Below are 13,763 nucleotides of genomic sequence, written 5' to 3' on the forward strand. Positions count from 1 at the left end.
AGCGAAGCAATCCAGAGAGACGCAGAGCGCCGCAGCCCCTGGATTGCTTCGTCGCTACGCTTCTCGCAATGACGGATTCATCCTACTCGGCCGCCTTGGCTTCAATCGGCCGCCCGCGCCGGCCGGCCGCACCGATCATGTCCGAGATCGGCCCCCAGAGCAGCAGCAGCATGGCGAGCACGACCAGCGTGGCGACGAGCCCGTTGGCCCAGAACACGTTGAGCGAACCGGCCGAGCCGAGCAGCGCCTGCCTGAACGCGTCCTCCGCACGGTCCCCCAGCACGAGTGCCAGGACCAGCGGCGCCAGCGGGTAGTCGAGCTTCTTGAAGACGTAGCCGACGACCCCGAACAGCAGCATCAGCCAGATGTCGAAGATCGAGTTCGAGATGGTGTAGGCGCCGATCGCGCAGATGATCAGGATCACCGGCGCGACATAGGAGAACGGCACCCGCATGATCGCGGCGAACAGCGGCACTGTGGCGAGCACGATCACCAGGCCCGCGACGTTGCCGAGATACATCGAGGCGATCAGCCCCCAGACGAAGTCCTTCTGCTCGACGAAGAGCAGGGGGCCGGGCTGCAGCCCCCAGACCAGGAGGCCGCCGAGCAGCACCGCTGCGGTGGCCGAGCCGGGAATGCCGAGCGCCAGCATCGGCAGGAGCGCCGCCGTGCCGGCCGCATGGGCCGCGGTCTCCGGCGCCAGCACGCCCTCGATCTCGCCCTTGCCGAAATTCTTGCCCTGCTTCGAGAAGCGCTTGGCGAGGCCGTAGCCCATGAATGAGGCCGCGATCGCGCCGCCCGGCGTCACGCCCATCCACATGCCCACAACGGACGAGCGCAGCAGCGTCGCCCAGTAGCGCGGCAGCCCGGCCCAGGTCCGCAGCACGACCTTGAGGTCGATCTTCGCCTTCTTGCCCTTGAAGACGAGGCCTTCCTCGACCGTCAGCAGGATCTCGCTGACACCAAACAGGCCGATCACCACGATCAGGAAGTCGAAGCCGCGCATCAACTCCATCGAGCCGAAGGTCATGCGCAGGTCGCCCGAGATCGAGTCGAGGCCGACCGCCGCAAGCAGGAAGCCGATGCAGAGCGAGGCCAGGATCTTCGAGCGATTGTCCCGCCCCATGCCGATGAAGGAGCAGAAGGTCAGGAGGAAGACCGCGAAGAACTCGGCCGGGCCGAAGCGCAGCGCGAACTGTGCCACCAACGGCGCGACGAAGGTGATCAGGATGACGCCCGAGATCGCGCCGATGAAGGAGGCGGTGAAGGCCGCGGTCAGCGCCTCGGCCGCCCTGCCCTGCACCGCCATCGGGTAGCCGTCGAAGGTCGTCGCGACCGACCAGGCCTCGCCGGGGATGTTGAACAGGATCGAGGTGATCGCGCCGCCGAACAGAGCGCCCCAGTAGATCGACGACAGCAGGATGATCGCCGAGGTCGGATCCATGCCGAAGGTCAGCGGCAGCAGGATCGCGACGCCGTTCGGCCCCCCGAGCCCGGGCAGCACGCCGACGATGATGCCGAGCACCACGCCGATCGCCATGAAACCTATGTTGTGCCAGGACAGGGCGACCTGGAAGCCGGCCATCAACGAGGCGAAATCATCCATCGTCTGAAACCTCAGTAGCCGAGCGCGGCTTCGAGCGGGCCTTTGGGCAGCGGCACGCGGAACTGGAGCTCGAACACCCAAAAGCAGATGAGCGGCACGAGCACGGCGGTCAGCCCGATCGCGTACCAGCGGGAGGTCGCGACGATGCTCATGAAGACCACGATGAAGATCGTCGAGGCGACATAAATCCCGAGCGGCTGGATCAGCGCGACGAACAGGATGAGCGGCCCGAGCACCCGCGCAACCTGCCCGAGCTGCTCATAGGTGACGAAAATACCTTCCGGCGGCGAGCGGAAGGACTGCACCAGGATGAAGAGCGAAGCGGCGAGGAACAGCCAGCCGACCCGGGCCGGGAAGAAGCCGTTCTCCGGGCCGTTGTCCCAGCCGGCGCCGCGCCCGTAGGAATCATAGAGCACGACGAAGGCGAGGCCGATCAGGATCGCCGCGACAGCACGCTCGACGGGGCGGCGCGACAGACCGCGCGGCGTCGGCTCTGTTTCGGAGGAGTGCGTCATTCATCGTCCCCGCGTCGTCATCCCGGACGAGCCGCGCAGCGGCGCCGATCCGGGATCCATGCCTGAGCCGTTCCGGAATGGATCCCGGCTCTCCGCCTCGTTCCGGCCGGGATGACCCCGTGCCTCAGAACCGCGGTCTCACTTGGCCAGCAACCTCACTTGGCCATGAAGCCGGCTTCGCTCATCAGCCTGGCGTGCTTGGCCTCGTCCTCCTTGAGGAAGGTCACGAAGGCCTCGCCGTCGCGATAGTCAGGCATCAGCGCGCTGCGGGCGAGATAGTCCTTCCATTCCGGTGTCTCGGACACTTTCTTGAACATGTTCACATAGAAGGCCTGCTGCTCCTTGGTGACCTTGCCGGGCATGAACATGCCGCGCAGCATGGTGTAGGTGACGTCCAGCCCCTGCGACGTGCAGGTCGGGATGTCGGCCCAGGATTTCCCGTCGGCGACCTTTTCCGTGTAGGTCATCGGCTTCTCGGCGAAGACGCAGAGCGGCTTGGTCGCGCCGCCGCGCCAGTTGGCGACGTCCTCGGCCGGGTTGTTGGTCGTGGCCTCGACATGGCCGCCCGAAAGCTGGGTCGAGGCCTGGCCGCCGCTGTTGTGCGGGATATAGGCGAGCTTGGTGCCGCCGGCCTTCTCCATCGCGAAGACGATCAGGTTGTCCTCGCGCTTCGACGAGGTGCCCCCGACCTTCATCGGCGGCGAGGCCTTCTTGGCCGCGGCCATCAGGTCGCCGGCATTCTGGTAGGGCGCCTTGGCATTGACCCAGAGCACGAAGCTATCCTGCGCCATCATCGCGACCGGCGTGTAGTCGGTCCAGTTCAGCGGCAGCTTCGTCGCCATCGGCGTCATGAAGATGCCGCTCGACGTCGTGATCAGCTTATGCGGGTCGCCCGGCGACTTCTGGATCTCGAGCATCCCCTCCGCGCCGCCGGCCGCCGGCTTGTTGACGACGATGATCGGCTGCGAGGTCAGGTTGTGCTTCTGGATCACGCCCTGGATCGTGCGCGCCATCTGGTCCGAGGCGCCGCCCGCCGAGAACGGGACCACGATCTCGATCGCCTTTGTCGGCTCCCAGGCAAAAACCGGCGTGGCGCCGACGAGAAAAATTGCGGATGCGGCAAGCCAATGCTTCGTCATGGTGGTCTCCTCCCAAGGTCGCGCTCTGACGGCGTCTGAGGAGGAACCTAGAAGCAATTAATTTTGCATTCAATCCGAAAAACGCATCGAAGCGAAATGCCTATCTTCTTGCGCCTCGAAACGCACTGCTTGATGCAATGCCGAAGGCGACAGGGATCTTTCAGCCCTTGGCCTCGGCCTGAGCCGCCTTGCGCTTGTTGCGCAGATGCTGGAACAGCAGGTCGCTCAGCTCGCTGCCGGCCCGGCGACGCAGGGCATCGAGGATCGCCTCATGCTCGCGCATCGCCTCGCCCCAGCGGTCGCGATCGGTGGCGAGGTTGGCCGAATAGCGCACCCGCCTGATCCGCCCGGCGAAACTCGCATAGGTCGCGCTCAGCACCGCATTGCCCGCCGCCTCGACGATCATGCGGTGGATATCCTGGTTGCAGCGGAAATAGTCGTGCATCTCGCGCCGCAGATAGAAGCGGTACATGTCGTGATGCACCCGTTCGATCTCAGCGACATCCGCATCGCTGACGCGCTCGCAGGCCAGTCGCCCCGCCAGCGCCTCGAGCCCACCCATCACGTCGAAGAGCTCGCGCAGATCATCAGCACTGAGCGCACGGACGCGGGCACCACGATTGGGCAGCAGCTCGATCAGCCCCTCGGCCGCGAGCACCTTCAGCGCCTCGCGCAACGGCGTTCGCGAAATGCCGAAGCGGTCGCAAAGGAGTCGCTCGGGAATGCGCGCGCCATCATCGAGATTGCCCTCGACGATGTAGTCGCGCAGCGCCGCCAGCAGCTCGTCATGCAAAGTCGCTGGCGCGCGCGCAGCCTCGGCGGGGATGACCCCGGCGGGCTCCGCCGTCACGTCGCTGCCGTTTTGCGTGTCCAGAACCATGCTCATTGCCCCGTATCGCTAGTCCAGCCGGATACCGCTGTCGAGACCTTCCCGCGTCAAATTGAGCGCGATCGGTAGATTGCCAAAGACAAAAATGAATGCAATTTATGCCGAACAAGCGGGCGTGCAGCGTTGCAGGCGTGCCCGAGCGTCGAAGGAGGAAGCACCATGAGCGCGCAACAGGGACGGCATTTCCTGCACATTCCGGGGCCCAGCCCGATCCCGGACCGCATCCTGCGCGCCATCGCGATGCCGATCATCGACCATCGCAGCGCCGAGTTCGCGGTGCTCGGAAAGCAGGTTCTGGACGGCAGCAAGGCCGTCTTCAAGACGAAGCAGCCGGTGGTGATCTACCCCGCTTCAGGCACTGGCGCCTGGGAAGCGGCCATCGTCAACACGCTCTCGCCCGGCGACACGGTGCTGATGGCCGAGACCGGCCATTTCGCCACGCTGTGGAAACAGATCGCCACCCGCTTTGGCATCGAGGTCGAGTTCATCCCCGGCGACTGGCGCCGCGGCGCCGATCCGGCCGCGATCGAGGCCAGGCTGTCCGAGGACAAGGCCCGTAAGATCACCGCCGTGATGGTCGTCCACAACGAGACCTCGACGGGCTCGACCAGCCGCATCGCCGAGATCCGCAAGGCAATCGACGCAGCCGGCCACCCGGCCCTCTTCATGGTCGACACCATCTCCTCGCTCGCCTCTGTGGACTACCGGCATGACGAGTGGCAGGTCGACGTCACGGTCTCGGGCTCGCAGAAGGGGCTGATGCTGCCGCCGGGGCTGAGTTTCAATGCGATCTCGGAAAAGGCGCTGGCTGCCTCGAAAACCAACAAGCTGCCGCGCTCCTACTGGGACTGGCAGGAGATGGTGAAGATCAACGCCACCGGCTTCTTCCCCTACACGCCCGCGACCAACCTGCTCTACGGGCTGAAGGAAGCGCTCGCCATGCTGCAGGAGGAAGGCCTCGACAACGTCTTCGCCCGGCACAAGCGCCTCGCCGCCGCCTGCCGCGTCGCGGTCGAGACCTGGGGGCTGGAAGTGCTCTGCCAGAACCCGGCCGAGCATTCGCCCGTGCTGACCGGCGTGCTGATGCCGCCGAGCCACGATGCCGACCGTTTCCGCAAGATCACGCTGGAGAAATACAACATCTCGCTGGGCTCCGGCCTCGGCAAGGTCGCCGGCAAGGTCTTCCGCATCGGCCATCTCGGCGAGTGCAACGAGCTCGCGCTGCTCGGCGCCCTCTCCGGCGTCGAGATGGGGCTGGCCGCGGCCGGCGTCCCGCATCGCAGCGGCGGCGTGCAGGCTGCGATGGCGATGCTCGAAGGCCAGACCGAGGCCAATGCGCCGAAGGCAGTGGCCTGATCTTCACTCAGCTCGCCGCGCCCTTCGGCCAGTTGTCGCGGATCCAGCGCGTCAGCCCGTCCTCGTCGACCTCGCCCGCCGCAAGGGCGAGGATCGCGGCGGCGGCCATCGCCGGTTCGACATCGAAATCGATATCGTTGAGGCCGAGAAAAACGATCATGCAGCCGAAGGCAGCGCGCTTGTTGCCATCAATGAAGGGATGGTTCCGCGCGAGGCCGAAGGCATAGGCTGCTGCCAGCGCAGCAAGGTCCGTCTCGCCATAGACATATTTGTTAGGTGCCCGCGCCAAGGCCGATTCAAGCAAGGCCCGATCCCGTAATCCGGCTGGACCACCGAACAAGGCGAGCTGCTCTGAATGGATATCGGTCGCGAGCGGGACATTGATCCAGACCGGCTCGCTCACTTCGCGAGTTCGCGATAGGTCGCTGCATACTTCTTGAACGATCTGCGCGCGATCTCCATCCCCCGAGCGTGAACGTCGTCATAGGGAACGAGCTTGACCTCGCCTCCCGGCTGATGGACCACCGTGAAGCGATCCCCTTCCGACAACCGGAAACGCGCGAGGATATCCTTCGTCAGGATGATTCCGAGTGAGTTGCCGATCTTGCGAAGCTGGACGACATCGCTAGCAACCTCGCCAGATGATGGCTGAACGTTTTCGTTCATGGCGACCTCCGTAATACGTTTCGTATAACACAAGAGGTCGCGATTGCCCAACTTGATGCCCTGTTGTCTTGCAACGTCCAGCTGATCCACGCCTAATCCCTACGCCCGAGGGATGGTTTGGCCGGAAGGACAATGATGCTCGAACGCCGCGCGACCTATCGCGAGACAGTGGACGCCTTCGCCTGGCGGGTCCCCGAACGCTTCAACATCGGCGTCGCCGCCTGCGACCGCCATGCCGATGGCAGCGGCAAGCCTGCGCTGATCTACGAGGATGGCGAGAACGGCATCGCGACCATCTCCTTCGACGAACTGAAACGCGCCTCGAACAAGCTCGCGAACATGTTGCGCGGCCATGGCATCGGGCCGGGCGAGCGCGTCGGCATCCTGCTGCCGCAGCGGCCGGAAACCGCGATGGCGCATCTCGCCGTCTACAAGCTCGGCGGCATCGCGCTGCCGCTCTTCATCCAGTTCGGCCCCGAGGCGCTTGAGCACAGGCTGCAGCACAGCGGCGCCGCGGCGCTGATCACGGATGGCGAGAACATCGGCAAGGTCGAGGAGATTCGAGACGCTCTCCCCGATCTGAGGCGCATCTTCGTCATCGACGGTGCCGGCACAGGCCATCTCGACTTCGCGACCGAGATGGCAAAAGCTTCGGACACCTTCGCGCCCGTCGATACCCGCGCCGACGACCCGGCCCTGATCATCTACACCTCCGGCACCACCGGTAAGCCAAAGGGCGCGCTCCATGCCCATCGCGTCCTGCTCGGCCATCTGCCGGGCGTGCAGGTGCCGCAATCCTTCTTTCCTCAGGCCGGCGACCTGTTCTGGACCCCAGCCGACTGGGCCTGGATCGGCGGCCTGCTCGATGTCCTACTGCCGAGCCTCTGTTGCGGCGTTCCCGTGCTCGCCTCGCGCGCCCGCAAATTCGATCCCGAGGCCGCCTTCGCGCTGATGGCGCGGCACAAGGTCCGGAACGCCTTCCTGCCTCCGACGGCGCTGAAGCTGATGCGCCAGGTCCGCGATCCTCGCCGTTTCGGTTACGCGATGCGCTCGATCGGCAGCGGCGGCGAAACGCTCGGCGCCGACATGCTCGACTGGAGCGCTGAGACCTTCGGCTTCGCCGTCAACGAGTTCTACGGCCAGACCGAGGCCAACCTGCTCGTCGCCAATTGCGAAAGCTTGTTCCCGATCAGGCGGGGCTCGATGGGCCGCGCAGTGCCGGGCCATCGCGTCGCAGTCGTCTCGGCCGAAGGCGAGCCATTGCCTCCGGGCGAGGCCGGGCTGATTGCGGTCGCCAGGCCCGATCCCGTGATGATGCTGGAATACTGGCGCCAGCCCGAGGCGACGGCGGCAAAATTCGCCGGCGACTGGCTGCTCACCGGCGACACCGGCACCTGCGACGAGGACGGCTATTTCTGGTTCCAGGGCCGCGACGACGACATCATCTCCTCGGGTTCCTACCGCATCGGCCCGGGCGACATCGAGGACTGCATCATCCGCCATCCGGCTGTTCTGATGGTCGCGGTCGTCGGCGTGCCGGATCCGGTGCGCACGGAGGTGGTCAAGGCCTTCGTCCTGCCGAAGCCCGGCGTTATGCCGACGGAGGAACTGGCCGCCGAAATCCAGGCATTCGTGCGAGAGCGGCTGGCGGCATATCAATATCCACGCGAGGTCGAGTTCGTGACGGAGCTGCCGATGACCGCGACGGGCAAGATCAGGCGGAAGGATCTGCGGGATATGGAGGCAGTACGGAAGCGGGAGGGGTGAAGGAAGGGCGCGGGGAAGCGAAGGTCAATTCACCTCCAGCACCAGTTCGAAGGTCATCAGCACCGGGTTGTCGCCGCGCTTGAGCCGCCCGCTCGCCATGGCGCCCGTGAAATCGACCAGCGCGACGTCGATCTCGGCCTCGCCGCCGACGATCCGCCCGGACGTGATCGCGACCTCCGTGGCGAAATTCTCGACCGCCCCGCCATCCTCGAAGCGCGCCCCGATGGTCGATCCGACGCCGCCATGGATGACAGCCTCGCGAATCTGACGCTCGGCGCAGAAACCCTCCAGAGCCTCGCAGAAATCGACGTTCGGCTTCACCCTGAGCGCGAAGAAGCGCCCGTTCCGTGTCGCATCGAGCAGCCCCGCGGGCTTCGGCCCGAACAGCTTGAAATTCGTCTCGCTGTCCGGCTCGGCGACGAAGGCCGCCCCGTCGAGCCCGACGGCCGGCAACGTGATCGGCTCGGCGACCATCGTCTCGTCTGGCAGGACATGCCCGCCGCCGCGCTTGCCGTCGCCCTCGGTCCAGAGACCATGGGCATGGAAGAAGGGCACGCCATCGCGCTGGCCGAAGGTCATCGCGCCAGTCTCGATCCGCGCCACGCCCGCCGGCCGAAAGGTCTCGCTGTAGAAGGCCGCATGCTCCGGCGTCTTCGCGAGCGCCGGCATGACATAGGCGAAAGGCGCGAGCGCGAGCCCGTCGAGCTTCGCCACGCCCGAGGTGAAACCCGCCGCCGCGAAGCTGCGGCGCACGGCTTCGAGCAGTGGCAGCCCGGCCTGCAGCGTCACCGGGAAGGCGAGCCCATGGGTCTCGACCCACTGGATGCGCTCCGCCGTACCGATGCCGGGCTGCTCGATTTGCCTCACGACGCCTTCCCCTTGAGCCATTCGAGCTCGCCGCGCGCTTCCAGCTCGTCGCGGACGAGGCGCTTGGGCACCTTGCCGTAGCCCGATTTCGGCAGCGCCTCCCAGAAGAAGAAGCGCTTCGGCATCTTGTAGCGGGCGATCTTCTCGGAGAGGAAACCGGCGATCTCGGCCTCGCTCGCCTGTTCCCCGGCCCGGCAGACGCAGACCGCGACACCGATCTCGCCCCAGACAGGATCGGGCAGGCCGAGCACCGCGACCTCGACGATCGCGGGGTGCGTCAGGATCTTCTCCTCGATCTCGCGCGGATAGATGTTCGATCCGCCGGAGATGTACATGTCCGAGGCGCGGCCGGTGATGTAGACGAAGCCTTGCTCGTCCATATGGCCGAGATCGCCGGTGCGGAACCAGCCGTCGCGGAACGACTTCGCATTGGCTTCGGGGTTGTCGTAATAGCCGGCGAAGACGGCGGGGCCGATGACGCAGATCTCGCCCTGCACGCCCGGCTCGACCTCCTGCCCCGCATCGTCCTGGATCTGCACCTGCATGCCGGTGCGGGCGAAGCCGCAGGTTCCGGCGCGCGCATCAGGTCCGTCCTCGGCTTCGTGCAGATAGGTCGGCAGAACGGTGATGTTGCCGGTGACCTCGCCCAGCCCGAAATACTGCACCAGCACCTTGCCGAGCTTGCCGAGCGCCCGCTTCTGGTCCTCGCGATACATCGGCGCACCGGCATAGATGACGTAGCGCAGCGAGGAATGGTCATGGCTGTCGACCGCGGGATGCTCGACCAGCATCTTCAGGATCGTCGGCACCGTGAACAGGCTGGTGACGCGATGGCGCGCGATCAGCCTGTACGCTTCGTCGATGTCGAAGCGCTCGGTCGGCAGCAGGATCGTCGCCGCGCCGCGCGCCGCCAGCATCAGCTGGTGCACGCCGGCGCCGTGTGAGAGCGGCGCGACCACCAGCGAGCAATCGGCATCCGTCGTGCCCGGCACGAGATCGCAGAGATGGTTGGTGATGACGAAGCCCATCTGGCCATGGGTCAGCACCGCCGCCTTCGAGCGCCCCGTGGTGCCGGAGGTGAAGAAGAACCAGCAGGGATCGTCATGCTCGACGGCGACGTCGGTGACGCGCTCGCCGCGATGCCGCGCGATGACCTCGCCGACCTCGGCCTCGCCGAAGCTGCCAGCCCCGATGCGCCAGGTGAAGTCCGGCGCAGGTGTCGCTGCCGCAACCGCCGCCGCATGTTCGGGGAAATCGCCATGACAGAGGCAGGCCTTCGCTCCCGACGAGGTCGAGAGATAGGCGACTTCGTCCGGCAGCAGCCTGAAATTCGTCGGCACCCAGACGGCACCGAGCCGGAAGGTCGCGAACATCGAGACGAACATCGCGTCGCAGTTCTTGGAATGGACCAGGATGCGGTCCCCTTTGCCGATGCCGCGCGCCCGCAGGCCCGCGGCAAGCGCGGAGACCTGCGCGTCGAGCTCGGCCCATGTCAGCGTCAGCTCGCCCCAGATGAAGGCCGGCCGCTCCGCCAGGCGCCGCGCATTCTGGGCGGCGATATGGCCGATATTCATCACCCGCCGCGTCATTGGCGCGACACCGCCGCGAGGAGGGGAAACAGTTGGTGCAGCCACGTCAGTTACTCCCATGGCGAGAGGCGAATGAATCGATCTTCGAGATGGCTCCGGCGCCCATATCAATCGCGCGGTCGTCCCGGGCGAAGCGCAGCGCAGAGCCGGGAGCCATTCCGGAAGGGGTCAGGCATGGATCCCGGGTCTCCCGGAGCCTGTCCTTGGGCCGGCCGAAGGTCGGACCCGAGGGGTCGCCCAGGATGACGCGCGCCTTGAATTCAACCCGAAGTGAGCTTCGAAACAAGGCGCCGCCCGTCACGCACGCCTCGCTTCGATCGGCACAGGCCGGCCCACGACCTTGCTTTGCGACACGAACATCTCGGCCAGCAGGCGCTCCATCCGCGCCACCTCCGGTGCGAGATGGCCCGCGAGCTCCTCCTGTCGCGCCGGCTGCATGCGGCTGTCGATCGCGGCCAGGCTGAGCGCTCCCGCGACGCGCCCGTCGGGATAGCGGAAGGCGACGCCGATGCCCCAGGAACTGGCGACGAGGCGACCCGGATTGACCGCAAAGCCGCGCTGCCGCGCCAGCGCGAGATCGCCGCGGATGAACTCGGGCGCGAAGCCCGGATATTGCGTCATCAGGACCGGCGCATTGGCGGCGATGATGCGGTCCACATCGTCGTCGGCCAGCGCAGCCAGCATGGCCAGCGAGCCCGCGCCGACACCGAGCGGGTGCTGCTGCCCGGTCTGCAGCGCATGCGTTCGCACCGGAAAGGTGCCCTCCTCGCGATGCAGGCAGACGGAATAGTTTTCGCGCCGGATCGAGAGGAAGCTCGTATCCATCGTCACGTCGGACAACCGGCGCAGGCTCTCCATCGCGAGTTCGAGCAGCCCGTGCCGGCGTGCCGCCAGAACCCCGAGCACGAAAGCCTCCTCGCCGAGGCAATAATGCCGCGTCTGCGGCTCCTGCTCGACGAGGCCGGCCCGGATCAGCGCCAGGAGCAGCCGCCGTGCCGTCGGCTTGTTGAGGCCGCTGCCCGTCACGATCTCGGCGAGCGGCAATCCGCCGGCCGGCTCCCGGCCGATCAGCGCGAGCAGCCGCAGAGCGCGGTCGACGCTCTGCGAACCGGACGACCCGGCGCGCGCCTCGTGAGATTGTGGCACCTTTGAGCTTCCTCGAAGCGATCCACGTTATGGACCTTGTTCTTGTCGAAGGAGCGTAGATTGCCCCCTGCCGGATTGCAATGCGGTCGCCGTCGTGTAATCTCCGCGCCGGTCTGACGTGATCTCGATCACAGTATGGACCGCGTCGACGGCTGCTTAACAAGCCACCCAGAGATCGACGCGCATGGGAGGAAGAACCGATGTCGATGCAGGCAACCCGCAAGGGCGCCGGCTCCGTGCCCGCTACCGCGCCGCTGGCCGACCCGATGGTCGCCATGCGCCGCGCCATCGCCCGGAGCTGAGCCGAGGCCATGGTCGACGTCGCCGACAAGATCGCCCTTCCCGAGGACCTCTCCGACCTGGACGATGTCCGTCCGGGATCGCCCTTCATGCGCCCGGTGGAATTCGTCGCGGCCGCCCTGGTCGTGCTGATCATCTCCGTGCTGCTGCTCGGCGTGACCTCGCGCTACGTCTTCTCCCTGCCGGTTATCTGGATCGACGAGGTCGCCTCGATCTCGTTCCTCTGGCTCGCCATGCTCGGCTCGGCCATCGCCATCGACCGCAACGAGCATCTGCGGCTCACGCTCTTCGTCGGGATGATGCCGGAGCGGCTGCGCGGCTTCACCAACACCCTCGCGCTGCTGGTGGTCGCGGCCTTCCTGCTGGCGATGATCTATCCGGCGATCGACTATGCGATCGAGGAGAGCTTCGTCACTTCGGCAGCGCTCAACATTCCCAACAGCTGGCGCGTCTCCGCCATCGCCACCGGCATCGGCCTGATGACGGTGCTGGCGTTGCGCCATGCGGTGCGAACCTCGACGCTGCGCGACCTCGTCCTCGCCGCGGCGCTGATCGTCGCCATCGGCGTGGCCTGCTGGCTGCTGACGCCGGTGTTCAAGGGGCTGGGCTACGGCAACATCCTGATCTTCCTGCTCGGCGTGGTCGCGCTCTGCCTCGTCGCCGGCGTGCCGATCGCCTTCTGCTTCGGCATGGGCACGCTCTGCTTCCTCGCCTTCTCCACCAGCGTGCCGATGATCGTCATGGTCGGCCGCATGGACGAGGGCATGTCGAGCATCATCCTGCTCTCGGTGCCGATCTTCGTGCTGCTCGGCTGCGTGCTCGATGCCACCGGCATGGGCAAGGCGATCGTCGATTTCCTCGCCTCGATGCTCGGCCATGTCCGCGCCGGCATGTCCTATGTGCTGCTCGGCTCGCTCTTCCTGGTCTCGGGCATCTCGGGCTCCAAGGTCTCCGACATGGCGACCGTGGCCCCGGCTCTCTTTCCGGAGATGAAGCGGCGCGGCTACAAGCCCAAGGAGCTGATCGCGCTGCTCTCCACCGGCGCTGCGATGGCCGACACCGTGCCGCCCTCGATCGTGCTGATCGTGCTCGGCTCGGTCGCAGGCGTCTCGATCGCAGGCCTGTTCAACGCCGGCTTCGCCATCGCCATGGTGCTGCTGCTGGCGCTTGCGATCCTTGCGCGCTGGAAGGCGCGGCACGAGGACCTCAAGGGCGTGCGCCGGGCCTCGCTGTCGGTGATCGGCAAGACGGCCCTGATCGCGGGGCCGGCGCTGGTGCTGCCCTTCATCATCCGCGGCGCGGTCGGCGGCGGCATCGCGACCGCGACCGAGGTCTCGACGATCGCGGTGCTCTACGCGCTGATCATCGGCATGATCCTCTATGGCGGCATCAGCCCGCGGAAGTTCTACGCGATGTTCGTGGAGACGGCCGCGCTCTCGGGCGCGATCCTGATGATCCTCGGCACCGCGCTCGCCATGGCCTGGGCCCTGACGCAGACCGGCTTCGCCCGCGACCTCGCCAACGTCATGATCGGCCTGCCCGGCGGCTGGCTCACCTTCATGGCGGTGACGATCGTCGTCTTCCTGATCCTCGGCTGCGTGCTCGAGGGGCTGCCGGCGATCGTGCTGATGGCGCCGCTGATGTTCCCGATCGCCAAGAATCTCGGCATCAACGACATCCATTATTCGATGGTCGTGGTCACCGCGATGAACATCGGCCTGATGACGCCGCCGATCGGCATCGGCTTCTACATCGCCTGCAAGATCGGCAACGTCTCGCCAGACGAGGCGATGGGCGCGATCTGGCCCTATCTCATCGCGCTGCTCGTCGGCCTCGTCGTCATCGCCCTCGTCCCCGGCCTCTCGACCTGGGTGCTGTAAGCTCAACGCCTGCCACAAGAAAAACAGACAGCCTCGAGGAGAA

Annotated in this window: 12 protein-coding genes; 3 read left to right on the top strand and 9 right to left on the bottom strand. The window is 66.3% G+C overall.

What is annotated here, in order from left to right; translation table 11 throughout:
• Positions 1-82: 82 nt before the first annotated feature.
• From ASE63_RS05140 to ASE63_RS05155, 4 genes are all read right to left on the bottom strand, one after another.
• Positions 83-1,606: a tripartite tricarboxylate transporter permease gene (locus tag ASE63_RS05140; protein WP_056797513.1), complete on the bottom strand. Its 1,524-nt coding sequence runs from the start codon at positions 1,604-1,606 to the stop codon at positions 83-85.
• An 11-nt stretch (positions 1,607-1,617) separates the two neighbouring features.
• A complete protein-coding gene (locus ASE63_RS05145) occupies positions 1,618-2,121 on the bottom strand; it encodes a tripartite tricarboxylate transporter TctB family protein (protein ID WP_056797516.1) in 504 nt (167 codons plus the stop codon).
• A 155-nt stretch (positions 2,122-2,276) separates the two neighbouring features.
• Positions 2,277-3,260 carry a tripartite tricarboxylate transporter substrate binding protein gene (locus ASE63_RS05150; RefSeq protein WP_056797519.1) on the bottom strand — a complete coding sequence of 328 codons (984 nt, stop codon included), beginning with the start codon at positions 3,258-3,260 and terminating at the stop codon, positions 2,277-2,279.
• Positions 3,261-3,420: 160 nt separating this feature from the next.
• A complete protein-coding gene (locus tag ASE63_RS05155) occupies positions 3,421-4,140 on the bottom strand; it encodes a GntR family transcriptional regulator (RefSeq protein WP_082609685.1) in 720 nt (239 codons plus the stop codon).
• A gap of 168 nt (positions 4,141-4,308) precedes the next feature.
• Between ASE63_RS05155 and ASE63_RS05160 the strand changes: the two genes are divergently transcribed.
• On the top strand, positions 4,309-5,505 hold the full coding sequence (locus ASE63_RS05160; RefSeq protein WP_056797522.1) for an aminotransferase class V-fold PLP-dependent enzyme: 1,197 nt from the start codon (positions 4,309-4,311) through the stop codon (positions 5,503-5,505).
• A gap of 7 nt (positions 5,506-5,512) precedes the next feature.
• On the opposite strand, the gene ASE63_RS05165 is transcribed toward ASE63_RS05160, so the two are convergent.
• Both ASE63_RS05165 and ASE63_RS05170 read right to left on the bottom strand, forming a co-directional pair.
• Complete coding sequence (locus ASE63_RS05165; protein WP_056797525.1) at positions 5,513-5,908, bottom strand: type II toxin-antitoxin system death-on-curing family toxin; 396 nt, start codon at positions 5,906-5,908, stop codon at positions 5,513-5,515.
• Positions 5,905-6,261, bottom strand: coding sequence for an AbrB family transcriptional regulator (locus tag ASE63_RS05170; RefSeq protein WP_244491279.1), 357 nt, complete (start codon positions 6,259-6,261; stop codon positions 5,905-5,907). The genes ASE63_RS05165 and ASE63_RS05170 overlap by 4 nt, the downstream gene beginning before the upstream one ends.
• A 45-nt stretch (positions 6,262-6,306) precedes the next feature.
• On the opposite strand from ASE63_RS05170, the gene ASE63_RS05175 reads away from it, so the two are divergent.
• Positions 6,307-7,938 carry an acyl-CoA synthetase gene (locus ASE63_RS05175; RefSeq protein WP_056797729.1) on the top strand — a complete coding sequence of 544 codons (1,632 nt, stop codon included), beginning with the start codon at positions 6,307-6,309 and terminating at the stop codon, positions 7,936-7,938.
• Positions 7,939-7,962: 24 nt separating this feature from the next.
• Here ASE63_RS05175 and ASE63_RS05180 read toward each other — a convergent pair whose 3' ends face one another.
• The 3 genes from ASE63_RS05180 to ASE63_RS05190 form a co-directional block, all read right to left on the bottom strand.
• Positions 7,963-8,805 (bottom strand): DUF296 domain-containing protein, encoded by an 843-nt coding sequence (locus tag ASE63_RS05180; protein WP_056797530.1) that lies wholly within the window; start codon positions 8,803-8,805, stop codon positions 7,963-7,965.
• Positions 8,802-10,454 (bottom strand): acyl-CoA synthetase, encoded by a 1,653-nt coding sequence (locus ASE63_RS05185; RefSeq protein WP_082609672.1) that lies wholly within the window; start codon positions 10,452-10,454, stop codon positions 8,802-8,804. The genes ASE63_RS05180 and ASE63_RS05185 overlap by 4 nt, the downstream gene beginning before the upstream one ends.
• Positions 10,455-10,691: 237 nt before the next feature.
• Positions 10,692-11,540, bottom strand: a complete 849-nt coding sequence (locus tag ASE63_RS05190) for an IclR family transcriptional regulator (RefSeq protein WP_056797536.1) — start codon at positions 11,538-11,540, stop codon at positions 10,692-10,694.
• 311 nt (positions 11,541-11,851) lie between these two features.
• On the opposite strand from ASE63_RS05190, the gene ASE63_RS05195 reads away from it, so the two are divergent.
• Positions 11,852-13,720, top strand: a complete 1,869-nt coding sequence (locus ASE63_RS05195) for a TRAP transporter large permease subunit (RefSeq protein ID WP_056797539.1) — start codon at positions 11,852-11,854, stop codon at positions 13,718-13,720.
• Positions 13,721-13,763: the final 43 nt, after the last annotated feature.

Origin of the sequence: Allobosea sp. Root381 (assembly GCF_001429395.1) — a bacterium.
Taxonomy (GTDB): Bacteria; Pseudomonadota; Alphaproteobacteria; order Rhizobiales; family Beijerinckiaceae; genus Allobosea.